Source organism: Bacillus sp. PS217 (assembly GCF_037963535.1).
Taxonomy (GTDB): Bacteria; Bacillota; Bacilli; order Bacillales; family Bacillaceae; genus Bacillus; species Bacillus subtilis.
The window spans coordinates 3,424,812-3,449,943 of the sequence record NZ_CP150157.1 but is presented as its reverse complement, the minus strand read 5'-3'; the positions used below and the strand labels follow the sequence as shown (position 1 = coordinate 3,449,943).

General features: G+C 44.9%; 21 protein-coding genes, 1 pseudogene and 1 other annotated feature. Of the genes and pseudogenes, 16 read left to right on the top strand and 6 right to left on the bottom strand.

The annotated features are described in order from the left end of the window. Nucleotides 1-11 precede the first annotated feature (11 nt). The 4 genes from lutB to NSQ83_RS17945 all read left to right on the top strand — a co-directional run bounded on the left by lutB (nt 12) and on the right by NSQ83_RS17945 (nt 5,059). Nucleotides 12-1,451, top strand: a complete 1,440-nt coding sequence (gene lutB / locus NSQ83_RS17960) for a lactate utilization iron-sulfur protein LutB (RefSeq protein ID WP_014480926.1) — start codon at nt 12-14, stop codon at nt 1,449-1,451. Next, nucleotides 1,451-2,173 carry a lactate utilization protein C gene (gene lutC, locus NSQ83_RS17955; protein ID WP_204551381.1) on the top strand — a complete coding sequence of 241 codons (723 nt, stop codon included), beginning with the start codon at nt 1,451-1,453 and terminating at the stop codon, nt 2,171-2,173. The genes lutB and lutC overlap by 1 nt, the downstream gene beginning before the upstream one ends. Nucleotides 2,174-2,280: 107 nt before the next feature. Beyond that, on the top strand, nt 2,281-3,315 hold the full coding sequence (locus NSQ83_RS17950; protein ID WP_204551380.1) for a glycoside hydrolase family 18 protein: 1,035 nt from the start codon (nt 2,281-2,283) through the stop codon (nt 3,313-3,315). A gap of 97 nt (nt 3,316-3,412) precedes the next feature. Further along, nucleotides 3,413-3,648, top strand: a binding site (T-box leader). Between the two features lie 67 nt (nt 3,649-3,715). Beyond that, nucleotides 3,716-5,059: an amino acid permease gene (locus NSQ83_RS17945; RefSeq protein ID WP_003228313.1), complete on the top strand. Its 1,344-nt coding sequence runs from the start codon at nt 3,716-3,718 to the stop codon at nt 5,057-5,059. A gap of 40 nt (nt 5,060-5,099) precedes the next feature. Here NSQ83_RS17945 and NSQ83_RS17940 read toward each other — a convergent pair whose 3' ends face one another. Further along, the gene (locus tag NSQ83_RS17940) at nt 5,100-6,017 is read right to left on the bottom strand and encodes a DMT family transporter (RefSeq protein ID WP_204551379.1); all 918 of its coding nucleotides are present in this window, start codon (nt 6,015-6,017) and stop codon (nt 5,100-5,102) included. A 99-nt stretch (nt 6,018-6,116) separates the two neighbouring features. Between NSQ83_RS17940 and NSQ83_RS17935 the strand changes: the two genes are divergently transcribed. Continuing rightward, entirely contained in the window at nt 6,117-6,995 is an 879-nt protein-coding gene (locus NSQ83_RS17935) for a LysR family transcriptional regulator (protein WP_033883445.1), read from the top strand. 156 nt (nt 6,996-7,151) lie between these two features. Further along, nucleotides 7,152-8,162, top strand: a complete 1,011-nt coding sequence (locus tag NSQ83_RS17930; protein WP_003228318.1) for an MsnO8 family LLM class oxidoreductase — start codon at nt 7,152-7,154, stop codon at nt 8,160-8,162. 49 nt (nt 8,163-8,211) lie between these two features. Here NSQ83_RS17930 and araR read toward each other — a convergent pair whose 3' ends face one another. Beyond that, nucleotides 8,212-9,300 carry an arabinose utilization transcriptional regulator AraR gene (gene araR / locus NSQ83_RS17925; protein ID WP_003243070.1) on the bottom strand — a complete coding sequence of 363 codons (1,089 nt, stop codon included), beginning with the start codon at nt 9,298-9,300 and terminating at the stop codon, nt 8,212-8,214. 203 nt (nt 9,301-9,503) lie between these two features. On the opposite strand from araR, the gene araE reads away from it, so the two are divergent. The 7 genes from araE (at nt 9,504) to eno (ending at nt 18,415) form a co-directional block, all read left to right on the top strand. Beyond that, nucleotides 9,504-10,898 carry an arabinose-proton symporter AraE gene (gene araE, locus NSQ83_RS17920; protein ID WP_003243899.1) on the top strand — a complete coding sequence of 465 codons (1,395 nt, stop codon included), beginning with the start codon at nt 9,504-9,506 and terminating at the stop codon, nt 10,896-10,898. A 297-nt stretch (nt 10,899-11,195) separates the two neighbouring features. Then, nucleotides 11,196-12,218 (top strand): gapA transcriptional regulator CggR, encoded by a 1,023-nt coding sequence (gene cggR / locus NSQ83_RS17915; RefSeq protein WP_017695173.1) that lies wholly within the window; start codon nt 11,196-11,198, stop codon nt 12,216-12,218. 46 nt (nt 12,219-12,264) lie between these two features. Beyond that, nucleotides 12,265-13,272, top strand: a complete 1,008-nt coding sequence (gap, locus tag NSQ83_RS17910; RefSeq protein WP_003219957.1) for a type I glyceraldehyde-3-phosphate dehydrogenase — start codon at nt 12,265-12,267, stop codon at nt 13,270-13,272. Nucleotides 13,273-13,588: 316 nt separating this feature from the next. Beyond that, nucleotides 13,589-14,773, top strand: a complete 1,185-nt coding sequence (locus NSQ83_RS17905) for a phosphoglycerate kinase (protein WP_003243051.1) — start codon at nt 13,589-13,591, stop codon at nt 14,771-14,773. Nucleotides 14,774-14,803: 30 nt separating this feature from the next. Further along, nucleotides 14,804-15,565, top strand: coding sequence for a triose-phosphate isomerase (gene tpiA / locus NSQ83_RS17900; RefSeq protein WP_003243394.1), 762 nt, complete (start codon nt 14,804-14,806; stop codon nt 15,563-15,565). Further along, nucleotides 15,558-17,093 (top strand): 2,3-bisphosphoglycerate-independent phosphoglycerate mutase, encoded by a 1,536-nt coding sequence (gene gpmI / locus NSQ83_RS17895; protein ID WP_003228330.1) that lies wholly within the window; start codon nt 15,558-15,560, stop codon nt 17,091-17,093. Before tpiA ends, gpmI begins: the two co-directional genes overlap by 8 nt. A 29-nt stretch (nt 17,094-17,122) precedes the next feature. Beyond that, complete coding sequence (eno, locus tag NSQ83_RS17890; protein WP_041850522.1) at nt 17,123-18,415, top strand: phosphopyruvate hydratase; 1,293 nt, start codon at nt 17,123-17,125, stop codon at nt 18,413-18,415. A 44-nt stretch (nt 18,416-18,459) separates the two neighbouring features. On the opposite strand, the gene NSQ83_RS17885 is transcribed toward eno, so the two are convergent. Beyond that, nucleotides 18,460-18,921, bottom strand: a complete 462-nt coding sequence (locus NSQ83_RS17885) for a GNAT family N-acetyltransferase (RefSeq protein WP_003244063.1) — start codon at nt 18,919-18,921, stop codon at nt 18,460-18,462. Between the two features lie 125 nt (nt 18,922-19,046). On the opposite strand from NSQ83_RS17885, the gene NSQ83_RS17880 reads away from it, so the two are divergent. Next, complete coding sequence (locus tag NSQ83_RS17880) at nt 19,047-20,864, top strand: zinc ribbon domain-containing protein (protein WP_160221820.1); 1,818 nt, start codon at nt 19,047-19,049, stop codon at nt 20,862-20,864. 35 nt (nt 20,865-20,899) lie between these two features. Here NSQ83_RS17880 and NSQ83_RS17875 read toward each other — a convergent pair whose 3' ends face one another. Both NSQ83_RS17875 and NSQ83_RS17870 read right to left on the bottom strand, forming a co-directional pair. Then, nucleotides 20,900-21,598: a zinc ribbon domain-containing protein gene (locus tag NSQ83_RS17875; RefSeq protein WP_160221819.1), complete on the bottom strand. Its 699-nt coding sequence runs from the start codon at nt 21,596-21,598 to the stop codon at nt 20,900-20,902. Nucleotides 21,599-21,730: 132 nt separating this feature from the next. After that, nucleotides 21,731-22,345 carry a PH domain-containing protein gene (locus NSQ83_RS17870; RefSeq protein WP_003243118.1) on the bottom strand — a complete coding sequence of 205 codons (615 nt, stop codon included), beginning with the start codon at nt 22,343-22,345 and terminating at the stop codon, nt 21,731-21,733. A gap of 149 nt (nt 22,346-22,494) precedes the next feature. Between NSQ83_RS17870 and NSQ83_RS17865 the strand changes: the two are divergent. Beyond that, nucleotides 22,495-23,129, top strand: a pseudogene (locus NSQ83_RS17865) (NAAT family transporter). 17 nt (nt 23,130-23,146) lie between these two features. On the opposite strand, the gene opcR reads toward NSQ83_RS17865, so the two are convergent. After that, nucleotides 23,147-23,704: an opuC operon transcriptional regulator OpcR gene (gene opcR / locus NSQ83_RS17860; protein WP_003228345.1), complete on the bottom strand. Its 558-nt coding sequence runs from the start codon at nt 23,702-23,704 to the stop codon at nt 23,147-23,149. 263 nt (nt 23,705-23,967) lie between these two features. Between opcR and opuCA the strand changes: the two genes are divergently transcribed. Further along, the gene (gene opuCA, locus NSQ83_RS17855) at nt 23,968-25,110 is read left to right on the top strand and encodes an osmoprotectant ABC transporter ATP-binding protein OpuCA (protein ID WP_038429648.1); all 1,143 of its coding nucleotides are present in this window, start codon (nt 23,968-23,970) and stop codon (nt 25,108-25,110) included. Nucleotides 25,111-25,132: the final 22 nt, after the last annotated feature.

Sequence of the window (25,132 nt, the reverse complement as noted above, 5' to 3'; positions counted from 1 at the left end):
GGGAAAGGATCATGGCGATGAAAATCGGTACTGACGCTTTTAAAGAGCGGGTATCACAGGGGATTGATAATGAATTTATGAGAGGCGCTGTTTCGGGTGCACAGGAGCGTCTGCGGACGCGGCGCCTAGAGGCAGCAGAAGAACTGGGAAACTGGGAGGAGTGGCGCTCATTATCAGAGGAAATCAGGCAGCATGTCCTTGAAAACCTTGATTTCTATCTTGGACAGCTTGCCGAAAATGTGGCGAAAAGAGGCGGACATGTCTATTTCGCGGAAACAGCGGAAGAGGCGTCTTCTTATATTCGTGATGTCATTCAAAAGAAGAACGGGAAGAAAATTGTGAAATCTAAATCAATGGTCACAGAGGAAATCAATCTGAATGAGGTGCTGGAGAAGGAAGGCTGTGAAGTCGTAGAAACCGATCTCGGGGAGTATATTTTGCAGATTGATGATCACGATCCGCCGTCACATATCGTAGCGCCCGCCCTTCATAAAAATAAAGAGCAGATACGCGATGTGTTTAAAGAAAGACTGGACTATCAACATACAGAAAAACCGGAAGAGCTGGTGATGCATGCGCGCGCCATTCTCCGGAAAAAGTTTCTGGAAGCGGATATCGGCATTACCGGCTGTAACTTCGCCATCGCTGACACGGGTTCCGTCAGCCTTGTGACCAATGAAGGAAATGGACGGCTTGTGAGCACCTTGCCGAAAACACAAATTACCGTCATGGGAATGGAGCGGATTGTCCCGTCATTTTCTGAATTTGAAGTGCTTGTCAGCATGCTGACAAGAAGTGCTGTCGGACAGCGGCTGACAAGCTATATTACAGCTTTGACGGGTCCGAAGCTGGAAGGTGAAGTGGACGGTCCGGAAGAATTCCATCTTGTCATCGTTGACAATGGACGATCCAATATCCTTGGAACGGAATTCCAGTCTGTGCTGCAATGTATCCGCTGTGCCGCCTGTATCAATGTCTGTCCTGTGTACCGCCATGTCGGCGGACATTCATACGGCTCAATCTACTCGGGGCCGATTGGAGCGGTTTTATCGCCGTTGCTCGGCGGTTATGACGATTATAAGGAGCTGCCGTACGCGTCTTCACTGTGCGCTGCTTGTTCAGAAGCCTGCCCGGTCAAAATCCCGCTTCATGAGCTGCTACTCAAGCATCGTCAGAATATCGTCGAAAAAGAAGGCAGAGCGCCGATCAGTGAAAAGCTTGCAATGAAAGCATTCGGACTTGGCGCATCCTCCTTATCGCTTTACAAAATGGGCTCAAAATGGGCGCCGGCCGCCATGACGCCTTTTACAGAGGACGAAAAAATTTCGAAAGGGCCCGGCCCGCTTAAAAATTGGACCCAGATCCGCGACTTTCCGGCACCGCATAAATCGAGATTCAGAGACTGGTTTGCGGACAGAGAAACAAGTGAACGCACGAAGGAGGAGCAGTGATGACGAAGGGAACCATTCAGAATCAAGAGAGCTTTTTAAATCGAATCGCATCCAGCCTGGGCCGTGAACGAAGAACAGGAGGCGTGGCAGTCCCTGAATGGGCGCATCAGCCGCAATATAAAACACTTGAAGGATATTCAGCGGATGACTTAGTCACAGTGCTCAAAAACCATTGTGTCAAAATCCATACAGAGCTGATTGAAACGGATTCAACCGGCCTTTATGATGCCCTGCGCGAGCAAGTCAGCCGCTTTTCCGGAGGCCCTGTCATCATTCCGAAGGACCCCCGCTTTGAAGAATACGGACTGAAAAGCCTGCTCACCAAGGACTGGCCGAGTGAAGGAACGCCGGTCTGGGAGTGGGATGCTGACAAAGGCGAGGAAAATATCAAAAAAGCGGAGCAAGCCAATGTAGGGATTACATTCAGCGAAATTACATTGGCTGAGTCGGGGACGGTTGTCCTCTTCTCCTCAAAAGACATCGGCCGATCTGTCAGCCTTTTGCCGACGACTCATATTGCGATCGTGCCGAAATCAAGCATTGTACCGAGAATGACACAAGCCAGTGATATCATCCGCCGAAACATTGCGGACGGTGTCACTGTTCCTTCATGTATCAACTACATTACCGGACCGAGCAACTCAGCAGACATTGAAATGGATTTAGTTGTGGGAGTGCACGGACCTGTAAAGGCAGCATATATTCTCGTCTCTGACCGCTGAACTCAGGAAGCCCGGCAGGCATATGCCGGGCTTTTTGCTTGAAAAAACTTCAACTTCGAATTTTTTGGCCGATGAGAAGAGTATGACTTGATACAGGAGGAAATGCGATGAAAAAATGGCTGATCATAGCGGTTTCACTGGCGATTGCGATTGTTCTGTTTATGTATACAAAAACAGAAGCGAAGGCAGCCGGAATGACACTAGGCTACACGACTGGGGATACGGCTTCATACAATTCTCTCACGAAATATCATACATACATGAATGCCATCGCAACCGATACGTTTGCGTTTGAAAAAAACGGACATGTGATTGGCGATGCCCCAACTAAGCAGCTGACATATGCCAAAAAGAAAAAAATCAAGACATGGGCTGTCATTTCAAACTATAATGATGCCATTTATGATTTTGACGGAGATTTAGCGAGTCGAGTCATGAGTAATAAAACAGCGAAAAAACGATTCACAGATCAGTTAATAACACTGGCCAAAAAGCACTCATATTACGGAATCAATATCGATTTTGAAGCACTAAATCCAGAAGATCGCGCTGCATACTCGAACTTCATTCAATATGTCTCGCAGGCTTTGAATAAGAAACATATTAAAACAATGGTATCCGTTCCGGCCAAAAGCGCCGATGATAAAAATGATGACTGGAGCTGGCCGTATGATTATGCGAAAATCGGCAAATATGCCGACTTCGTACAAGTCATGACCTACGACGAACATGGCATTTGGGGTGAGCCAGGGTCAGTGGCAAGCACAAACTGGATCAAAAGCTCTCTGCAGTTTTCAGTCAAAAAGATCAAAGCCAATAAAGTCATCATGGGAATCCCTGCGTACGGCTATGACTGGGACGTAAAAGACGGAAGTGCCAGCACAATAAGGGAATGGAATGAGCTCAAATCCCTCATCAAAAAACAAAAAGCAAAGCCGGCATTCAACAAAAAATCAGGCTCGATGACATTTTCTTATGTTGACAAAAAGAAGCATAAACATGTCGTGTGGTATGAAAACGAAAAAACCGTTCAAACGAAAAGCAATCTGGCAAAGCAATATAAAATAGCAGGTGTTTCAGTTTACGCATTAGGAAACGAGTCAGAATCCTTTTGGAAAGCCATTCGAAAAGGGACAAAATAACAGTTTCTTTTTTCTCTGAAGTTATTGACAGTTAAAAGAGAAGCACGTATATTATGTTAATATATTCAGATCATAAAATTTGAGTTTTTCAGAAAACTAAAACACATAGATTGGGAGCAGTAAAAGAAAGTGGTCAGAACAGAGAGCTGCGGGGTGGTGCGACGCAGCCTGATTCTTCTTTGAACTCGCCCGGGAGTGGTAAGACGGAACGGAATAGATTGAATATTCCCTATGTTTTAACGGCTAACCTTCGTTACAGGTCAAAAGCAGGATTCTTCATGAAGGATCAACAAGAGTGGTACCGCGGTCAGCCGAAGGCTCGTCGTCTCTTTATCTATTAGATAGGTAGGAGACGGCGGGCTTTTTTGTTTTTGAAAACGAGAAGGAGAGGTAGAAGAGGATGAAAAACGACAATCAAACGTTAAAACGCACGATGACGTCCCGCCATATTATGATGATGGCGCTGGGCGGAGCAATCGGCGCAGGTTTATTTAAGGGGAGCAGCTCAGCGATCGATGTGGCAGGGCCATCTGTCATTATCGCATATCTGCTCGGCGGGATTATTTTGCTGTTTATTATGCAGGGGCTGGCGGAAATGGCTGTTCGAAACCGTAACGCCAGAACCTTCCGTGATCTTGTCCAGCAGGTATTGGGAAATTACGCCGCTTACTTTTTGGACTGGATCTACTGGAAAATGTGGGTGCTTAACATTGCGGCTGAAGCTGTTGTAGCTGCGATTTTCATTCAATATTGGCTGCCGGGCTGCCCGATCTGGGTGTTGGCATTAGGAATTTCTCTTATCGTCACGATTGTAAACTTGCTTTCTGTTAAAATCTTCGCCGAAACTGAATATTGGCTGGCAATGATCAAGATTACCGTTATTATTATCTTTATTATTCTGGGATTGCTGCTCTTATTTGTATCATTCGGTGATCATACAGCATCCGGATTTTCCAACCTGACAGACCACGGCGGATTTTTCCCGCACGGCGGCACAGGGCTGATCACGGCGATGCTTGTCGTCATCTACTCTTACGGCGGTACAGAAATTATCGGTGTAACGCTTGCAGAGACAAAAAATCCGGAAAAGGTTGTCCCGAAAGCTGTCCGCAGCACACTGACACGGATTGTCGCATTTTACCTGCTGCCGTTTTTCATCATCGTCAGCCTGATTCCATGGAACCAAGTCAATTCCGTTCCGGAAAGTCCTTTCGTGATGGTCTTTAAAATGGTAGGCATTCCGGGCGCGGATCATATCATGAATGCAGTCATCCTGCTGGCGATCATTTCTTCTATGAATTCAGGTTTATACGGATCATCACGCATTTTGTATACACAGGCAAGTGACGGAAGGCTTCCAAAGGTCTTCTCGAAGCTTTCATCGAAAAACGTACCGATGTTTGCGATTCTGATGTGCACTTCTTCTCTCTATATTGGCGTATTGATTTCTCTGTTCGCAGGAAGCCAAACATTTAATTATTTAATGGGATCATTGGGATATACCGTTTTATTCATTTGGCTGATCATCGGATTCGCTCATTTAAAATCGAGAAAACAGCAAACGGAAACACCGGCCTATTATGTAAAATGGTTCCCGTACACGACATGGTTTGCGATTGTGGCATTACTCGCCATTCTGATCGGGGTCATCATGACAACATCAATTGTCATTACCGGCATTACTGCGGCGATCTACCTTTTGATTACAGTTGCATATTTGGTCAAAGGACGCAAGCATCAGTAAATAAGAAACCCTCTTGCCGCATCCGGCAAGAGGGTTTTTATTATTGTGCAGCTTTCTCGTTTATACCAATCGCCGTAGCTTTCTGCGCTTTTGATTTTGTATTCACGAGACAGATGCTCGTGACAATCAGCAGCAGCCCTGCCAAGAGGCTAAGGGTGAGCGGTTCATGCAGGAAAATGGAGCTGGCCACGATTGATATGAGCGGAATCAAAAAAGTATAAGATGCGACCTTGCTTGCTTCTCCTGAACCGACAAGCGTAAAAAAGACAAGCCAGCCGAGTGCGATAACGAATACGGAGATGAACAGCAGGCTCGTAATAAACGGAGCTGTCCATTGGATCGCCGAAAAGCTTTCTGTCCAAAAGCCGGAGATAAGCAGAAACACGCTTCCGATCGTCAGCTGCAGAGCGACCATCCAGATGGAATCGACGCGGCTGCCTGTTTTTTTCATATATACTGTCCCGAGCGCCCAGCTGACTGCGGAGCCGAGAGCCAGCAGAACCCCAATGACAGAAATATGCCCGCCAAAGCCCGCAGCACTAATGACGGCTACTCCCGCAAAACCGAGGATGAGGCCAATCACTTTCATTACAAACATGGATTCGCCGAGCCACAGCCAAGAAAATACACCCATCAGAACAGGCTGGAAGAAGACGATTGCAGAAAACAGGCCGGCCGGAAGATAATTCAGCCCGATCGTTTGCAGGCCGTAGAATAATGTAATATTTAAAAGAGCAGAAACAAGATAAATCGGCCACGTTTCTTTTAAGCGTAATTTATGAATACGCGGCAGTGCGACTATGACTAATAAAAGCCCGCCGATCAGCGTTCGGATGCCCGCGAACAATAATGGCGGAGAATAGGCGAGCGCGGCTTTGGACAGCGGCCAATTGACGCCCCACATGATGACGAGAAATGCGAGCAGGAGAGCTGTCCGCGTTTTTGGGAGCTGCTTCATTGTTCATTCACTCCTTGTAGAACTTTTCCATCATATGATACGGTAGAACATAAGATAAATAAAATGAATCTTTTTTATAAGGAGCATAAGTAAATTGTTATGACCATTACTCAATTAAAGGTTTTTGTGAAAATAGCTGAAACGGGAAGCTTTACAAAAGCGGGTCAGGCGCTGAACATGACACAGCCGGCTGTCAGCCATGCGATTTCTGCGATCGAAGCTGAGCTTGATGTAAAGCTGATCATTCGTGACCGCCGCAATGGCCTGATGCTGACGGATACGGGGAAACAGATCTTAGTACACATCAGAGAAGTCTTAAAAGGCATTGAAAAAGTTGAGCAGGTAGCAGCAGCGGAAAAAGGGCTTGAACTGGGAACGATCCATATCGGCACATTCTCAACTGCCTCGGCTTATTTTATGCCGAAGCTGATCAGTGAATTTAAACAAAAATATCCGAAACTTGAGCTCGTGCTGCACGAGGGAACTGTAAATGAAGTCAAGGAGTGGCTTCATACGCGGATGATAGATGTTGGGATTCTTCTGTATCCAACAGAGGAGATGGAGTACATTCATTTGAAAAAAGACAAAATGGCTGTCGTGCTCAGGGACGATCACCCGCTTGCCAGTCATTCAGCCATTACGCTGAAAGATCTTGACCATGAACCGATGATCGTCTGTGACGGCGGCTATGAATCACCATTTATCGATATGTTCAGGCAGGCGGGTGCTACGCTGCACCCAGCTTTCACGGTCTATAACATCAACACCTCGATCAGTATGATCAGAGAAGGCCTGGGCCTGGCCATTTTATCAGAAATGTCCATGTCGGGGATGCCGCTGCCAGAGCATGTGGTGACCAGGGAATTGGACCCGCAGGTATACCGTGATGTGCAGCTTGCTGTTCCGTCGCTAAAGGAGGCTTCTCTGGCGGCTAAGCTCTTTATTGAGATGGCTAAGGATCTGTTTGGAGCAGAATAATGTTCCAAACCGTTCGTTTTATATTGTTCGAATTTCATCGAATCAAATTCTTTTATTCCTGAATGCAGTTGTGTTATGGTGTGATAGAAGTTCTTTCAATCATGACCTGACAGCTTTGGGCTGTTTACTGATAACACATTTGCAAAGGAGAACAATATGTCTAACAACCAACGCAAAGATACCTTGCTTTCTGTCTTGAATTTATCTCCGGTTGTTCAGGGAGGAACGATTGCAGAATCATTCCGAAACAGCATGGACTTGGCGCGCCGGGCAGAGGAATGGGGCTATCACCGTTACTGGCTTGCTGAACATCATAATATAGAAGGTGTTGCAAGCTCTGCCACCGCAGTTTTGATTGGCCATATTGCCGGAGGCACGAAGAAAATCCGCGTCGGTTCCGGCGGCATTATGCTCCCGAACCACTCTTCATTAGTCATTGCTGAACAATTCGGCACACTGGAAACACTGTATCCCGGGCGGATTGATCTGGGGCTTGGACGTGCGCCGGGAACAGACCAATTGACAGCCAGAGCGCTCCGAAGAAACATCAACAGCGGGGAGGATTTTCCAGAACAATTAGAGGAACTGCGCAATTATTTTAAACCGTCAGGAAATGTGCGTAATCAAGTTCGCGCCATTCCCGGAGAGGGCATAGACGTGCCGATTTGGCTGCTGGGCTCAAGCGGCTTCAGCGCCCGTCTGGCTGGCGAACTTGGTCTTCCGTTTGCGTTCGCGGCCCATTTCTCACCGGCGAATACGGTTCCCGCTTTGGAGCTGTACCGCAATTCCTTCACGCCGTCAGACGTGCTCGACGAACCGTATGCGATGGTCGGTGTCACCATTATCGCGGCAGATACAAACGAGAAAGCGCAGCACCTTGCGACTTCGCATTATCAAAGGTTTCTTGATCTTGTCCGCGGTACGCCGAACCAGCTTAAACCGCCTGTTGAGGATATGGACCAAATCTGGAGCCCGTATGAAAAAGCGATGGTCAATGAGCAGCTGAGCTCCACGATTGTCGGAGGTCCGGAAGAAGTGAAGGCGAAGCTTGAAGATTTCGTCAAAACGACACAGGCTGACGAAATTATGGTTAACTCAGAAACCTTTGAACACGCAGACAGAATGCGTTCGTTTGAAATCATCGCTGACGTTTGGAAAAACAGATAACAGCTATAAAAAAAAGCAATGTAGCGGGGAGACCCATACATTGCTTTTTTTATTCATTCAGTTTTCGTGCGGACTGGCGAATGATCAACTCAGGCTCAAATATGACATCCTCTTGCTTCGGCTTTTTATGCTCTAAGCAGTCAATGACATATTTGGCGGCTGCTTTTCCAAGCACTGATTTCGGATGTTTGACAGAGGTTAGTTTCACTTCTGAGATTTGGGCGAAATGTGAATCATCATACCCGACGATAGACATATCTTCCGGCACTTTAAGATCCATCTCCCTCAGCATATCAATCACCTTCAGCGCAATTTCATCGTTATAACAAAGAATGGCTGTCGGCATGTGCTTGCTGTTTTTCTCCAGTGTGGCTTTTACTTTCTCCAGAAGTTTTGATTCTTTTTCTTCCGTTGTAAATGTCACGATCATATCCGGAGAAGGAAACAACTCACGCTCCCGGTGCGCCTGTATAAATCCGTTCATCCGTTTCACGCCTTGTGTGTCATCAGCTTTAAAAATACCCATCATATGCGTGTGGCCGAGAGAAAGCAAATGCTCCGCCGCCATCATCCCGCCTTTCACATCATCCAAGGTAAAACTTGGCGCGGCAAGCTCGGCATATGACGCGTTAATCATCGCAAAAGGAATGCCGTTTTTCTCCAAGTTCAGATAATAGCCGATGTTTGGGGTTTGAAGGGCGCTTTTTGTCGGTTCTACGATGAGTCCGTCAATATGCTGGGACAGCAGGTTTTCTAAGCCTCTTCTTTCGTTGTCCGGGTTGTTGTTTGTGCTTGTCAAAAGCATAGAATACCCCTGCTCGCTTAAATAGGACTCGATTCCTCTGATGATGCTCGGGAAAATATAGTCTGATATGTAAGTTGTCAAAACACCGATCGTTTTATTGGAATGCAGCGCTGACTTAGCAGAGCGTGAAGCGACAAAGGTGCCTCCGCCTTGCACGCTGTACAGCAGACCTTGTGATACGAGGTCTCCGATCGCTTTGCGGATGGTATGCCGGCTGACGCCGAATTGCTGCATTAATTCGTTTTCGGTAGGGATTTTTTGATCGGGCAGTATTTTGCCCTGATTAATCCAAGAACTGATTTCTTCTTTTACTTGCGCGTATTTTGGTAACATATCCATTCCTCCAAAATGTATACGGACAAATTTCAGTATATCACAGCGTTCTTTGTAAGAAAACATTGACAGAAAATGCAAACAAGATTATTCTATATTTGTACGTACTAATTAAATGTAATTTTCGTTAAATTTTAATATAAGTACGTACAATTGAAGGTTTAAATGAAAACGCTTTACTCAACATTCGGGAGGGCAGGGAAATGAAGAATACTCCAACTCAATTAGAACCAAATGTTCCTGTAACAAGAAGCCATTCAATGGGATTTGTCATTTTGATCTCATGTGCGGCGGGGCTTGGCGGCTTATTGTATGGCTATGACACGGCAGTGATTTCTGGCGCTATCGGTTTTCTGAAAGATTTATACAGCCTGAGTCCGTTTATGGAGGGACTTGTCATTTCAAGCATTATGATTGGAGGAGTTGTGGGCGTCGGGATATCCGGATTTTTAAGTGACAGATTCGGCCGGAGAAAAATTTTAATGACAGCCGCTTTGTTATTTGCGATATCAGCAATCGTTTCAGCACTTTCTCAAGACGTGTCCACCTTAATCATTGCAAGGATTATCGGGGGGCTGGGAATCGGGATGGGCTCATCGCTCTCTGTTACGTATATTACAGAAGCGGCACCGCCCGCCATACGCGGAAGTTTATCTTCGTTATATCAGCTCTTTACGATACTGGGTATTTCCGCAACATACTTTATTAATCTAGCTGTGCAGCGGTCCGGAACATACGAATGGGGCGTGCACACCGGCTGGAGATGGATGCTTGCTTACGGAATGGTGCCGTCCGTCATCTTTTTCCTTGTCCTGCTCGTCGTCCCGGAAAGTCCGAGATGGCTGGCGAAAGCGGGCAAAACAAATGAAGCTTTAAAGATCCTGACACGTATTAATGGAGAAACTGTTGCAAAAGAAGAATTAAAGAACATTGAGAACTCTTTAAAAATAGAACAAATGGGGTCGCTCTCCCAGCTGTTTAAGCCGGGTCTCAGAAAGGCGCTTGTCATTGGAATCCTGCTGGCGCTGTTTAACCAAGTCATCGGCATGAACGCCATTACTTACTACGGGCCGGAAATCTTTAAAATGATGGGATTCGGGCAAAACGCCGGATTTGTGACGACTTGTATCGTCGGTGTTGTAGAAGTCATCTTTACCGTTATTGCGGTGTTGCTGATTGATAAAGTCGGACGAAAAAAACTGATGTCCATCGGTTCTGCTTTTATGGCTATTTTTATGATTTTAATCGGGACGTCGTTTTATTTTGAGTTAACAAGCGGGATCATGATGATCGTCCTTATATTAGGTTTTGTCGCTGCTTTCTGTGTCTCGGTCGGACCGATCACATGGATTATGATTTCTGAAATCTTCCCGAACCATCTGCGTGCGCGGGCCGCGGGCATTGCGACCATCTTTTTATGGGGAGCAAACTGGGCGATCGGACAGTTTGTGCCAATGATGATCGATTCTTTCGGGCTCGCCTATACATTTTGGATCTTTGCGGTGATTAACATCCTTTGTTTCCTGTTTGTCGTTACGATCTGTCCGGAAACGAAGAACAAATCGCTCGAGGAAATTGAAAAGCTTTGGATAAAATGAAAACGCTTTAATGAAACAGCCCTTTCTACGGGAAGGGCTGTTTATATTGGGATGCACCATTTGGCGCTTTCTGTATAAGATAAAGATATATAGGATAAAATATTGCTGGATAAAACGACGCGGCATGAAAACTCTGCGAATATTGTCGATGAATTGGCTCTTAACAGTTGAATAAACAATTCCACCCTGTTAAAATAATTAAAGAAAGCAGAAATGATTTTTTTTGGCTATGACGGGACGTTTTTTGTCATAGTGGGACATATAACGTCCAGCAAAAAAGGAAGGAACGTTTGAGTCATGAACCAGTTAATACAAGCTCAAAAAAAATTATTGCCTGATCTTCTGCTCGTTATGCAAAAGAGGTTTGAAATCTTGCAGTATATCAGGCTGACAGAACCCATCGGGCGAAGAAGCCTGTCTGCCAGTCTCGAAATCAGCGAGCGTGTGCTGAGGGGCGAGGTTCAGTTTTTAAAGGAACAGAACCTGGTCGATATTAAGACAAACGGCATGACATTGACAGAAGAGGGCTATGAACTGCTTTCTGTTTTGGAAGATACGATGAAAGATGTTTTAGGTTTGACTCTTTTGGAAAAGACATTAAAAGAACGTTTAAATCTAAAGGATGCCATTATCGTATCCGGAGACAGCGATCAATCCCCATGGGTCAAAAAAGAAATGGGAAGAGCGGCTGTCGCATGTATGAAAAAAAGATTTTCAGGCAAAAATATCGTCGCTGTAACTGGCGGTACGACAATTGAAGCTGTCGCCGAAATGATGACGCCGGATTCTAAAAACCGCGAGCTTTTGTTTGTGCCTGCAAGAGGCGGTTTAGGCGAAGACGTGAAAAACCAGGCGAACACCATATGCGCGCATATGGCGGAGAAGGCTTCAGGCACTTACCGGCTTTTGTTTGTTCCGGGACAGCTGTCACAAGGCGCCTATTCATCTATTATTGAAGAGCCTTCTGTCAAAGAGGTGCTGAACACCATTAAATCAGCGAGTATGCTGGTTCACGGAATCGGCGAAGCTAAAACTATGGCTCAGCGCAGAAACACGCCTTTAGAAGACTTAAAGAAAATAGATGATAACGACGCGGTGACGGAAGCGTTCGGCTACTATTTTAACGCGGACGGCGAAGTGGTTCACAAAGTGCATTCTGTCGGAATGCAGCTGGATGACATAGACGCCATTCCCGATATTATTGCGGTAGCGGGCGGATCATCAAAAGCCGAAGCGATCGAGGCTTACTTTAAAAAGCCACGCAACACGGTTCTCGTCACAGACGAAGGAGCCGCAAAGAAGTTATTAAGGGATGAATAATCCCTCAATATAAATATCTCTCACTTATTTAAAGGAGGAAACAATCATGGCAGTAAAAGTCGGTATTAACGGTTTTGGTCGTATTGGACGTAACGTATTCCGCGCAGCATTAAACAATCCTGAAGTTGAGGTAGTAGCGGTTAACGATTTAACAGATGCTAACATGCTGGCTCACCTTTTACAATATGATTCTGTACACGGAAAATTAGACGCTGAAGTTTCAGTTGACGGTAACAACCTTGTTGTTAACGGCAAAACAATTGAAGTTTCTGCAGAACGCGATCCTGCTAAACTTAGCTGGGGCAAACAAGGCGTTGAAATCGTAGTTGAATCTACTGGTTTCTTCACAAAACGCGCAGACGCTGCGAAACACTTAGAAGCTGGCGCGAAAAAAGTAATCATCTCTGCTCCTGCTAACGAAGAAGATATCACAATCGTTATGGGTGTTAACGAAGATAAATACGATGCGGCTAACCACGATGTTATCTCTAACGCATCTTGCACAACAAACTGCCTTGCGCCGTTTGCAAAAGTACTTAACGATAAATTCGGCATCAAACGCGGTATGATGACAACTGTTCACTCTTACACAAACGATCAGCAAATCCTTGATCTTCCGCACAAAGACTACCGTCGTGCGCGTGCAGCAGCTGAAAACATCATCCCAACATCAACTGGTGCTGCTAAAGCAGTTTCTCTAGTTCTTCCTGAACTAAAAGGCAAACTGAACGGTGGAGCAATGCGTGTTCCAACTCCAAACGTTTCTCTAGTTGACTTGGTTGCTGAACTGAACCAAGAAGTAACAGCTGAAGAAGTAAACGCAGCTCTTAAAGAAGCGGCTGAAGGCGACCTTAAAGGAATCCTTGGCTACAGCGAAGAGCCATTAGTTTCTGGCGACTACAACGGAAACAAAAACTCTTCTACAATCGATGCTCTTTCTACAATGGTTATGGAAGGCAGCATGGTAAAAGTAATCTCTTGGTACGATAACGAAAGCGGCTACTCTAACCGCGTTGTTGACCTTGCAGCTTACATCGCAAAAAAAGGTCTTTAATTTATAGCTGAAAAAGGACCTGACTTGGTTCTTTCGAATAGAAGCGCTATAATGAAAGCGGACAAGGGAAGGGGACGGACTCCCTTTCCCTTTTTCCATGAAGACCGGCTTTCAGAAAACGCTCTGTGATAGAGAAACGACCGCGTTTTAAGCAGCTTTGCCGGCGCTTTCGCCTAAGGCCGCTGCCCTGGCTTTTAGACGAACTGCCCTGTGCCGAAAAAGACTGCGATCTGCCCTAGCGGAGTTATCGCTTGAACAGACGGTTTCACGTTTTTCGTGCTGTATGCAAACCATTTTGAAGGAGGATCTCCTAGGCATGAATAAAAAAACTCTCAAAGACATCGACGTAAAAGGCAAAGTTGTATTCTGCCGCGTTGACTTTAACGTTCCAATGAAAGACGGGGAAGTAACAGACGATACACGTATCCGTGCTGCGCTTCCAACAATCAAACACCTTGCAGACCAAGGCGCAAAAGTCCTTCTTGCGAGCCACTTAGGCCGCCCGAAAGGCGAAGTGGTTGAGGAGCTTCGTTTAACTCCTGTCGCTGCACGTCTCGGCGAACTGCTTGGCAAAGAAGTGAAAAAAGCGGATGAAGCATACGGCGATGCTGTAAAAGCACAAATTTCCGAGATGAAGGACGGAGACGTTCTTGTATTGGAAAACGTACGTTTCTATCCTGGTGAAGAGAAAAATGATCCTGAGCTTGCAAAAGCATTTGCTGAGCTTGCAGATGTATATGTAAATGACGCATTCGGTGCTGCCCACCGTGCTCACGCATCTACAGCTGGAATTGCCGAGCATCTGCCAGCAGTTGCAGGTTTCTTAATGGAAAAAGAGCTTGATGTACTTGGAAAAGCGGTTTCCAATCCTGACCGCCCGTTCACAGCGATCATCGGCGGAGCGAAAGTAAAAGACAAAATCGGTGTAATCGAGAGTCTTCTTGATAAAGTAGACAACCTGATCATCGGCGGAGGTCTTGCTTATACTTTCGTAAAAGCGCTTGGCTATGAAGTCGGTAAATCTCTTCTTGAAGAGGATAAAATCGAGCTTGCGAAATCATTTATGGACCGCGCTAAAGAAAAAGGCGTTAACTTCTACATGCCTGAAGATGTACTCGTTGCAGATGATTTCTCTAACGATGCAAACGTGAAAATTGTGCCGATCTCTGAAATCCCTAGTGATTTAGAAGCAATCGACATTGGTACGAAAACACGCGAAACGTATGCTGACGTCATCAAAAACAGCAAACTTGTCGTGTGGAACGGACCAATGGGCGTATTCGAAATCGACTTGTTCGCTCAAGGAACAAAAGCGGTTGCGGAAGCATTGGCAGAGGCGAAAGATACATACTCTGTCATCGGCGGAGGAGACTCTGCGGCAGCGGTTGAAAAATTCGGCCTTGCTGACAAAATGAGCCACATCTCAACAGGCGGCGGCGCATCCCTTGAGTTTATGGAAGGCAAAGAGCTTCCAGGGGTAGCTGCACTGAACGATAAATAATCTCAAAACTGCTATAAGGAAGTGGAACAGATGAGAAAACCAATTATCGCCGGTAACTGGAAAATGAACAAAACACTCGGCGAAGCTGTCAGCTTCGTTGAAGAAGTGAAATCTTCCATTCCAGCAGCAGACAAAGCTGAAGCTGTTGTTTGCGCGCCAGCGCTTTTCTTAGAAAAGCTTGCTTCTGCTGTGAAAGGCACTGACCTTAAAGTCGGCGCTCAAAACATGCACTTCGAAGAAAGCGGCGCGTTCACAGGCGAAATCAGCCCGGTTGCTCTGAAAGACCTTGGCGTTGACTACTGCGTCATCGGCCACTCTGAGCGCCGTGAAATGTTCGCTGAAACTGATGAAACAGTTAACAAAAAAGCACACGCAGCTTTCAAACACGGCATTGTGCCGATCATCTGTGTAGGTGAAACGCTTGAAGAGCGTGAAGCCGGCAAAACAAATGATCTTGTTGCTGACCAAGTGAAAAAAGGCCTTGCTGGTCTTTCTGAAGAACAAGTTGCTGCTTCTGTTATTGCGTATGAGCCAATCTGGGCAATCGGAACAGGCAAATCTTCTACAGCGAAAGATGCGAATGACGTGTGTGCGCATATCCGTAAAACCGTCGCTGAAAGCTTCAGCCAAGAAGCTGCAGACAAGCTTCGCATCCAATATGGCGGAAGCGTAAAGCCTGCAAACATTAAAGAATATATGGCAGAGTCCGATATTGACGGTGCTTTGGTCGGCGGCGCGAGCCTTGAGCCACAGTCATTCGTTCAATTATTGGAGGAAGGTCAATATGAGTAAAAAACCAGCTGCACTCATCATTCTTGATGGGTTCGGATTACGTAACGAAACAGTAGGGAACGCAGTCGCTTTAGCGAAAAAACCGAATTTTGACCGCTATTGGAACCAGTATCCTCATCAAACATTGACTGCTTCAGGCGAGGCTGTAGGTCTTCCTGAAGGGCAAATGGGGAACTCCGAAGTAGGTCACTTAAATATCGGTGCGGGACGTATTGTGTACCAAAGCTTAACACGCGTAAATGTTGCCATTCGCGAAGGAGAGTTCGAACGCAATCAAACATTCCTTGACGCGATCAGCAACGCGAAAGAAAACAACAAAGCCTTGCACCTGTTCGGTCTTTTATCTGACGGAGGCGTGCACAGCCATATCAATCATTTATTCGCACTGTTAAAGCTTGCGAAAAAAGAAGGGCTGACAAAGGTTTATATCCATGGCTTCCTTGACGGCCGTGATGTAGGTCCGCAGACAGCGAAAACGTACATCAACCAGTTGAACGATCAAATCAAGGAAATCGGTGTGGGTGAAATCGCCAGCATTTCCGGACGTTACTACTCTATGGACCGCGACAAACGCTGGGACCGTGTAGAAAAAGCGTACCGCGCAATGGCGTACGGCGAAGGCCCTTCTTACCGCAGCGCCCTGGATGTTGTTGATGATTCATATGCAAATGGTATCTACGATGAATTCGTGATTCCATCTGTCATCACAAAAGAAAACGGTGAGCCTGTTGCGAAAATCCAAGACGGCGATTCTGTGATTTTCTATAATTTCAGACCGGACCGCGCCATCCAGATTTCCAACACGTTCACAAACAAAGACTTCCGTGACTTCGACCGCGGCGAGAATTATCCAAAGAACCTGTATTTCGTCTGCCTGACTCACTTCAGTGAAACAGTTGACGGCTATGTAGCGTTTAAACCGATAAATCTTGATAACACAGTCGGAGAAGTATTATCTCAGCACGGGTTAAAACAGCTTCGAATTGCAGAAACTGAAAAGTATCCGCATGTCACGTTCTTTATGAGCGGCGGCCGTGAAGCTGAATTCCCGGGTGAAGAGCGTATTCTCATCAACTCGCCTAAAGTTGCAACGTATGACTTGAAGCCTGAGATGAGTGCGTATGAAGTGAAAGACGCGCTTGTCAAAGAAATTGAAGCTGACAAGCATGACGCGATCATTCTTAACTTCGCAAACCCTGATATGGTCGGCCACTCCGGAATGGTTGAACCAACAATTAAAGCAATTGAAGCAGTGGACGAATGCTTGGGCGAAGTCGTTGACGCGATCCTTGCTAAAGGCGGACACGCTATCATTACCGCTGATCACGGTAATGCTGACATTCTGATTACAGAATCAGGCGAACCGCACACTGCGCATACAACAAACCCAGTCCCTGTGATTGTAACGAAAGAAGGCATTACGCTGCGTGAAGGCGGAATCCTAGGCGACCTTGCACCAACGTTATTAGACCTTCTTGGTGTTGAAAAACCGAAAGAAATGACAGGAACATCTTTAATTCAAAAATAATTTGAAAATCAAAAGGAGAGACAAAACTCATGCCATACATTGTTGATGTTTATGCACGCGAAGTATTAGACTCCCGCGGCAACCCAACAGTTGAAGTTGAAGTATATACAGAAACAGGAGCTTTCGGCCGCGCATTAGTGCCAAGCGGAGCTTCTACAGGTGAATACGAAGCGGTTGAGCTTCGTGACGGCGACAAAGACCGTTACCTTGGAAAAGGCGTGTTAACAGCTGTTAACAACGTAAACGAAATCATTGCTCCAGAGCTTCTTGGCTTTGATGTAACTGAACAAAACGCAATCGATCAGCTTTTAATCGAGCTTGACGGTACTGAAAACAAAGGTAAACTTGGTGCGAACGCAATCCTTGGCGTATCTATGGCTTGTGCGCGTGCTGCTGCTGATTTCTTACAGATTCCTCTTTACCAATACCTTGGAGGATTCAACTCAAAAACTCTTCCTGTACCGATGATGAACATCGTAAACGGCGGAGAGCATGCTGATAACAACGTGGATATTCAAGAATTCATGATCATGCCTGTAGGTGCTCCTAACTTCCGTGAAGCACTTCGCATGGGCGCTCAAATCTTCCACAGCCTGAAATCAGTATTAAGCGCAAAAGGCTTAAACACTGCTGTAGGTGACGAAGGCGGATTCGCTCCAAACCTTGGTTCTAACGAAGAAGCGCTTCAAACAATCGTTGAAGCAATCGAAAAAGCCGGCTTCAAACCTGGCGAAGAAGTTAAACTTGCTATGGATGCTGCATCTTCTGAGTTCTACAACAAAGAAGACGGCAAATACCATCTGTCTGGCGAAGGCGTTGTGAAAACATCTGCTGAAATGGTTGACTGGTATGAAGAGCTTGTTTCTAAATACCCAATCATCTCGATCGAAGACGGACTTGACGAAAACGACTGGGAAGGCCACAAGCTTCTTACTGAGCGTCTTGGCAAAAAAGTTCAGCTTGTTGGTGACGACCTCTTCGTTACAAACACGAAAAAACTTGCTGAAGGTATTAAAAACGGCGTAGGCAACTCTATCCTGATCAAAGTAAACCAAATCGGTACATTGACTGAAACATTCGATGCGATCGAAATGGCGAAACGCGCAGGCTATACAGCTGTTATCTCTCACCGTTCTGGTGAAACTGAAGACAGCACAATCGCTGACATCGCTGTGGCAACAAACGCAGGACAAATCAAAACTGGTGCTCCGTCTCGTACGGACCGTGTTGCGAAATACAACCAGCTTCTTCGCATCGAAGATCAGTTGGCTGAAACTGCTCAATACCACGGTATCAACTCTTTCTACAACTTAAACAAGTAATAAAAAGACCGCCGGGATTTTCTCTCGGCGGCTTTTTTATGCTTTCAGAGATCCAAATAAAGCCTTACCATATCGCGGCATTGAATCCCGTTTTCAAAAATGTCCTCATCATAATGTCTGAGAAAGAAATCGTGGTCGATCGCCTGAATGCGGAATCCGCATTTTTGATAGAGGGAAAGCTGATGAATGCTCGAATTCCCCGTTCCGATTTCAATCGTGTCCGCCCCCAGCTTCTTCGCTTTTTCGATGGCGTCAAGTACAAGCTGTTTGCCAAAGCCTTTCTTCTGAAGAGATTCTTTTACCGCAATATTTACAATTTCAACTGTTTGCGGCCTTGTTTTTAGCAATACATAAACACCTGCAAGCTCATCACCGGCCCAAGCTGTGTAACATTCTCCCCTCTCAAGATATTCATCTACAATGTCTTTCGATGGATCGGCGAGCAGCAATAGATCATATAATTCGTCATTTGTTTCTTCTCCTAATTCAATCCTGAGCTTTTGCATATTCGTACCACCTTTTTAGTCTGATAGACATTTAATTTTTTCATTCGTTCCCAATTTCATTCTGTTTTATTATAAAATATGAAAAGCAGTAAATGTTATCAAATTAGTAGAATAGGAGGAAAGTCATGTTTTTTTGTAAGAATTGCGGCTCCCAGAATAATGAAGGAGCCAAGTTTTGTAAACAATGCGGCACCCCGATCGGAGGGGGCAGCAAACAGGCAAATCAAGAAACAGCTAGCACTGCAGAAACGAGGCAGGCTCCGCGAAAACCGATCCCTAAGAAAACCATCATTTTATGGAGCAGCATTGCCGCGGCGTGCGTTATATTATTCGCCGCATATAAAACCGGAGCGTATTTTACTTCAAAGGATAGGTTAGTAGACAAGTTTGAACAGGCCGTAAATGATGGGGATCAGGACCAAATCGCGACTCTCCTTACACCGGTAAATGACAATCTTAAACTCACTAAAAATAATGTAAAACCGTTTCTTACATATTTGAAGAATCATCCAGACAAAAAAGATGAACTTTTTGCATCGCTGCGGGATGAAACAGCCCAGAAGGATATCGTATATGCAGAAAAAGACGGGAAAAGCCTGCTGGTATTTGATCATTATGACTTAAAGGTAGCACCTGTTTATTTTGAAGTGAGCAGCAATTATAAAAATACCGATCTATATGTCAATAAAGAGGAAGCCGGATCTGTAAAGAAAGCAGATCAAGCACAAACCCTCGGTCCGTACATTCCCGGCGAATATACAGTCTCAGCCAAACTGAAAAACGATGTCGTTGACCTTGTGAAAAAGGAAGACATTCAGGCGGTTGGCGATAACAGCTTTCGTGTTGATCTCTCATTGGAAGCAGACGATGTGACATTCAGCTTAGCGGATGACATCAAGAGCGGGAAGGGAGATTTGCTGATTAACGGCAAGTCGATTCATAAAGACCCATTCAAATCCGTAACATACGGTCCGCTGCTGACAGATGGATCAATGACAGCTTCAGTCGAGGCAGAATTTCCGTGGGGAAAAACAAAAACTGCCGGCGTTCCGATCGATGATAAAGAAATGGAGTTAACGTTAATTCCTGATCAAGATACACAGGAACAGATTATGAACACAATTGTCAAAACAACAAAACAATACTCCAAAGCTCTATCTGATGGGAATACAGCCCAGATGACAGAGGCAAGTGCCAATTGGAAGGCGGAGACGAAGGACACCGTCGATTCTATGAAAAGCGCGGATTCATACTTAAAAGATAGATACTTGGAAACTGATTTTGACCTGGACACATTTGCCCTCTCTCAGAAAAACGACGGAACGTGGCAGGTATCGGTAACAGGAAAAGAACTTCACCAGTCTTCTTCGTATAACGACTATACAAAATCTGAAATGACTGACGAAAGTCCGAGTTATGAATATCTTCTTTTATATGATAAAAAACAGAAAAAGTGGATTTTCGAAGATGCAGAATCAACATTCCAATCTGCAGGCACAAATATAAAGAAAATCAAAAATGATAAACCAGAGACATACACTTCCGCCTGGGCTGGCTCGAAAAACAAAGGCAGTGAAAGCTCTGCAAGCGGCGATGTTACAGATGAACAAGTGACATTATTTATGGGCAGTTATCTGCAAAGTCAGGCAGATGCCGTGAATCAAAATAATTTCTCACTGATGGAAGACAGCCTTGAAAAAGGCAGTTCCCTTTATTCCGACCAGCAGCATCTCGTGTCGAAATTAAATAAAGAGGGGACAACAGAAGACTTTAATAACTATGAAGTGAAAAGCTGGAGCCAAAATGGGTCGGCTATCACGATTAAGACGTATGAAGAATTCTATATCACAAAATCAGGCGGCAGTCCAAAGCTCAGAACATATAACTGGACTTATACCGGCGTAGTGAAGAACGGAAGAATTTACTTAACGTCTATTCAATAAAACAACCCCATCACCAGCAGGTGATGGGGTTGTTTTTAAAAGAGCATATAACGGAAAATTTCTTTGACATAGTGTTCGATAATAAGCTGAAATGTAACGCAGATGATCAGATAAATCACAATCGTTGAGTAAATGACATCAATTTTCCCTTTATATGAATGCTGGTAACTGCCCAGCATCGCAGGAGGAATGGCGAAGAATGCACCGATTAAACCAACGGCTAATATGGTAAAGCAAATGTCTGTATGTAATAAAAAGAAGAAAAGGGCAAGAATCAAAATAGCCGTAAACGGTATGAGAAACGCTCCGAATCTTGAGAATGAATCCTTGAAAGATACTTGGTTTCCCGCGATTTTCAGGGCGAAAAAGATGCATGCATGCAGGCCAAATAGAAATAAAATAAAATAAATGGTTGGCTCTAAGAAGATTGCTGTAAAGCTTACGCTTCCGGGACCGTCTGAAAAAAGAATATAAAACATCAAAGGGGTCAGCAAACTGAAAAGAACCATCGTAATGATTGCGCTGATCAGCTGTTCTCCGCCTGTTGCTTTACATTCCTGATAAGGGCGTTTCAGGACGGATAAGACAAATGAACCGAACTGTTTTGCTGCTTGCTTTGCAGCGGTTCCAGTTTGAGCTGCATGCTGGTGGCCTGATTGACCGGAGAGCGGTGATCCGCATTTCTCACAAAAATTTCCGCCATCTGTTTGATGGCCGCATTGAGGACAATACATAAAATAACTCCTTTACCTGTAATATAGGGAAAATAGACTAATAGTTTTATTATAAAAGAAAAAAGTTGTAAAGTAATCAATATTCATACAAAAAAAGACACGTGCCCGATAGCAGCTGTGTCTTTTTTTATGCTAGTTATTAATATATTTCTCAAATACATCTCCAAAATCCTTAATATGATACTGCGAGCGAACGGATGTCAGCCAAGTAAATCCGAATTCGGTCAGCTCTTTGTATTGCGTTTCAATATTGACGTGCTCAGGGCGGGTATGGTGAAGAATCGTCACTGCTTTATCTAAGCTTTGCTCCGCTTGATTGATTAAAATGTCATTTTCATAGGTTGTTTCAGCGATGCGAAGCAGTGCTTTATAAAGGTCTTTTAACTTTTCAATCTGGTCTTTGTGGACATCAATGTCGAATTGTTCACCGCCCAGCTTGAACTTAATTTCAACATCCAAATCCACTTTTCCGGCAGTTTCAAGAAAAACGTCAGAGATTTTATATTGCGAATAAGGATAGCGTTTCAACGTTCGTTTTGAGGAAGTGGCGCGTTCGCCGTCCACATGGATCAGGGCCAGGTTCGTAAAGCAATACTCGTCTGCTTTTGTTTTAATCAAGAAATAAATTTTCTCATTATCTTCATGCATGACATAGTCATCTGCGTCTGTTTTGTCATAGTCCTGAGGTTCGATAATTTTTCCGATATCAGATAAGCCCAAGGCATCTGCCGCAATTTTTTTGAACATCTGTATACGTCCTTCCTATTCAATTTGTCACTTCATTGTAGCATGGCGCGTTTCTGACATGCTATAAAGGTTTACCGGGAAATCGCCTCCGGGTAAAAGGGTGGAGAATAATTCTATTTCCTGTGCAGAGACTATCAACAAGGAGGTATATGATGTTCTCATTTATCGTTCACGTCTTCATTTTTTATTCGCAGTATCGAATCCGATCGGAAACGTACCGATATTTCTGACGCTGACAGAAGGCTATACTGCAGCGGAAAGAAAAGCGATTGCCCGGAAGGCAGCTATTTTATCCTTTTTTATTCTCGCAGCTTTTTTGGTTTTCGGTCATCTTATCTTTAAACTGTTTGATATCAACATTTACGCGCTCCGAGTGGCGGGCGGCATATTCATTTTCGGCATTGCCTATAATCTATTGAATGCGAAAGAATCACACGTGCAATCTCTTCACCATGATGAACATAAGGAAAGCAAGGAAAAAGCGGATATATCAGTCACACCTTTATCCATTCCGATCATTGCTGGGCCCGGAACGATTGCAACAGTGATGAGCCTTTCCGCCGGTCATAGCGGCATTGGTCATTATGCGGCTGTCACGATCGGCATAGCCGCCGTTATTGCCCTGACCTTTCTCTTTTTCCACTATTCTGCTTTTATCAGCAGCAAACTCGGAAAAACCGAGATGAATGTGATTACCAGACTGATGGGATTAATCTTAGCCGTGGTTGCGGTCGGGATGATTGGTGCGGGGCTGAAAGGCATGTTTCCGATCTTAACCTCATGATGCAAAAAGCAGCTCCCTTATTTTAGAGAGCTGCTTTCTTTTGTTTTTGGCACGTACCGAAAGACTTCCTCACTCTCAAAAAATTCAATCAACCTGCTCAGCCAATCATAGTAATGAAGCCATTCTTTTAATTCATTCAGCAGCTGATTGACTTTCTCTTCCGCTTCCGGGGTAAGCCCGTCCCTTTGTAAAAGATCACTCAGCTCCCGGTTTAATTTTTTATACAGCACTTTGTTTTTGCTCACGACCTTTGTCCAATTCGCCGCAAATAAAGAAATGAAGGTTTGATAATAATCCTGCTCGACGTCATAAAGGTCTTTTCGTACGCCTTTTTCAAACACCTTTTCGGCGATATTGGCATCGATCATTTCCCGGACAACCTGGCTCATCCGTGTTTTGCTCATGCCCGTTGCCTCAGAGAGCTCGCTTAAGGTCATTGGTTTTCGATTCATATAAATAATTCCGAGCACACGTCCGACAGTTGAAGGCATTCCAAACGTATGCATATTTTCGGCAATCTTTTCAATGAGATGCTCTTCAGCATGTTCAATGATGTCGAGAGCGGTTTTTTTCACAGCTGATCATCCCTTCAAATGGCAATTGATGGTGTCAATATATCATATTTCTTCCTGGTGTTGAAAATAGCTGAATGCAGAGGAAGTGGGAGGTATCCGGCGTAATTGTAAGAACACCCTTTCCGTCTCGGTCATAACAATAAATAATCTATAAATAACATATAATTTCAACACATTGTAAACTTTTTATTTTACAAAGTTCAAACTATAATAAGGATTATACTTTTCAGAAAATTTAAAGGAAACCTGCGGAGGTGCACGGATTGCTGAAATTGGAACAAGTGTCAAAAGTATATAAAGGCGGCAAAAAAGCTGTGAACAGCATTGATTTAGATATTGCAAAAGGTGAATTTATCTGTTTTATCGGCCCGAGCGGCTGCGGAAAAACGACAACGATGAAGATGATCAACAGACTGATAGAACCATCGTCTGGAAGGATCTTTATCGACGGAGAAAATATTATGGAACAGGACCCGGTTGAGCTGAGGAGAAAAATCGGCTATGTGATTCAGCAGATTGGTTTGTTCCCCCATATGACCATCCAGCAGAACATCTCACTCGTACCAAAGCTGCTGAAATGGCCTGAGGAAAAACGGAAAGAACGGGCGCGCGAGCTGTTAAAGCTTGTGGATATGGGCCCGGAGTATTTAGACCGTTATCCGCATGAGCTCAGCGGCGGACAGCAGCAGAGAATCGGCGTGCTGCGCGCCCTGGCAGCGGAACCCCCTCTCATTTTAATGGATGAACCGTTCGGAGCGCTTGATCCGATTACGCGTGATTCCCTTCAGGAAGAATTCAAAAAACTGCAGAGAACCTTAAACAAAACGATTGTGTTTGTAACCCACGATATGGATGAAGCGATTAAGCTTGCCGACAGGATTGTGATATTAAAAGCGGGAGAAATCGTTCAAGTCGGCACACCTGATGAGATTCTTCGAAACCCGGAAAATGAGTTTGTTGAAGAATTTATCGGGAAAGAGCGCCTGATTCAATCAAGACCGGATATCGAGCGGGTAGAGCAAATGATGAACAGAACGCCGGTGACGGTATCTGCGGACAAAACGCTTTCTCAGGCGATTCAGCTGATGAGAGAAAAACGTGTTGACTCGCTGCTCGTTGTGGACCGGCAAAACGTGCTGAAGGGCTATGTTGATGTGGAAATGATTGATCAAAACCGCAAAAAAGCAAGCATCGTTGGCGACGTATACCGTTCAGATATATATACCGTTCAAAAAGGGGCGCTTCTTCGCGATACAGTCCGAAAAATTTTGAAGCAGGGGATCAAGTATGTTCCGGTCGTCGATGAACAGAACCATTTAGCAGGGATTGTGACAAGAGCGAGCCTTGTTGATATCGTGTACGACTCCATTTGGGGCGACGAGGAAAACCAGCTCATGACGATCTGACCAGGGGAGGAGCTCTTTTAAG

Coding starts and splice junctions, on each gene's coding strand:
- lutB (WP_014480926.1), top strand. CDS start 12: ATGGCGATGAAAATCGGTACTGACGCTTTTAAAGAGCGGGTATCACAG.
- lutC (WP_204551381.1), top strand. CDS start 1,451: ATGACGAAGGGAACCATTCAGAATCAAGAGAGCTTTTTAAATCGAATC.
- NSQ83_RS17950 (WP_204551380.1), top strand. CDS start 2,281: ATGAAAAAATGGCTGATCATAGCGGTTTCACTGGCGATTGCGATTGTT.
- NSQ83_RS17945 (WP_003228313.1), top strand. CDS start 3,716: ATGAAAAACGACAATCAAACGTTAAAACGCACGATGACGTCCCGCCAT.
- NSQ83_RS17940 (WP_204551379.1), bottom strand. CDS start 6,017: ATGAAGCAGCTCCCAAAAACGCGGACAGCTCTCCTGCTCGCATTTCTC.
- NSQ83_RS17935 (WP_033883445.1), top strand. CDS start 6,117: ATGACCATTACTCAATTAAAGGTTTTTGTGAAAATAGCTGAAACGGGA.
- NSQ83_RS17930 (WP_003228318.1), top strand. CDS start 7,152: ATGTCTAACAACCAACGCAAAGATACCTTGCTTTCTGTCTTGAATTTA.
- araR (WP_003243070.1), bottom strand. CDS start 9,300: ATGTTACCAAAATACGCGCAAGTAAAAGAAGAAATCAGTTCTTGGATT.
- araE (WP_003243899.1), top strand. CDS start 9,504: ATGAAGAATACTCCAACTCAATTAGAACCAAATGTTCCTGTAACAAGA.
- cggR (WP_017695173.1), top strand. CDS start 11,196: ATGAACCAGTTAATACAAGCTCAAAAAAAATTATTGCCTGATCTTCTG.
- gap (WP_003219957.1), top strand. CDS start 12,265: ATGGCAGTAAAAGTCGGTATTAACGGTTTTGGTCGTATTGGACGTAAC.
- NSQ83_RS17905 (WP_003243051.1), top strand. CDS start 13,589: ATGAATAAAAAAACTCTCAAAGACATCGACGTAAAAGGCAAAGTTGTA.
- tpiA (WP_003243394.1), top strand. CDS start 14,804: ATGAGAAAACCAATTATCGCCGGTAACTGGAAAATGAACAAAACACTC.
- gpmI (WP_003228330.1), top strand. CDS start 15,558: ATGAGTAAAAAACCAGCTGCACTCATCATTCTTGATGGGTTCGGATTA.
- eno (WP_041850522.1), top strand. CDS start 17,123: ATGCCATACATTGTTGATGTTTATGCACGCGAAGTATTAGACTCCCGC.
- NSQ83_RS17885 (WP_003244063.1), bottom strand. CDS start 18,921: ATGCAAAAGCTCAGGATTGAATTAGGAGAAGAAACAAATGACGAATTA.
- NSQ83_RS17880 (WP_160221820.1), top strand. CDS start 19,047: ATGTTTTTTTGTAAGAATTGCGGCTCCCAGAATAATGAAGGAGCCAAG.
- NSQ83_RS17875 (WP_160221819.1), bottom strand. CDS start 21,598: ATGTATTGTCCTCAATGCGGCCATCAAACAGATGGCGGAAATTTTTGT.
- NSQ83_RS17870 (WP_003243118.1), bottom strand. CDS start 22,345: ATGTTCAAAAAAATTGCGGCAGATGCCTTGGGCTTATCTGATATCGGA.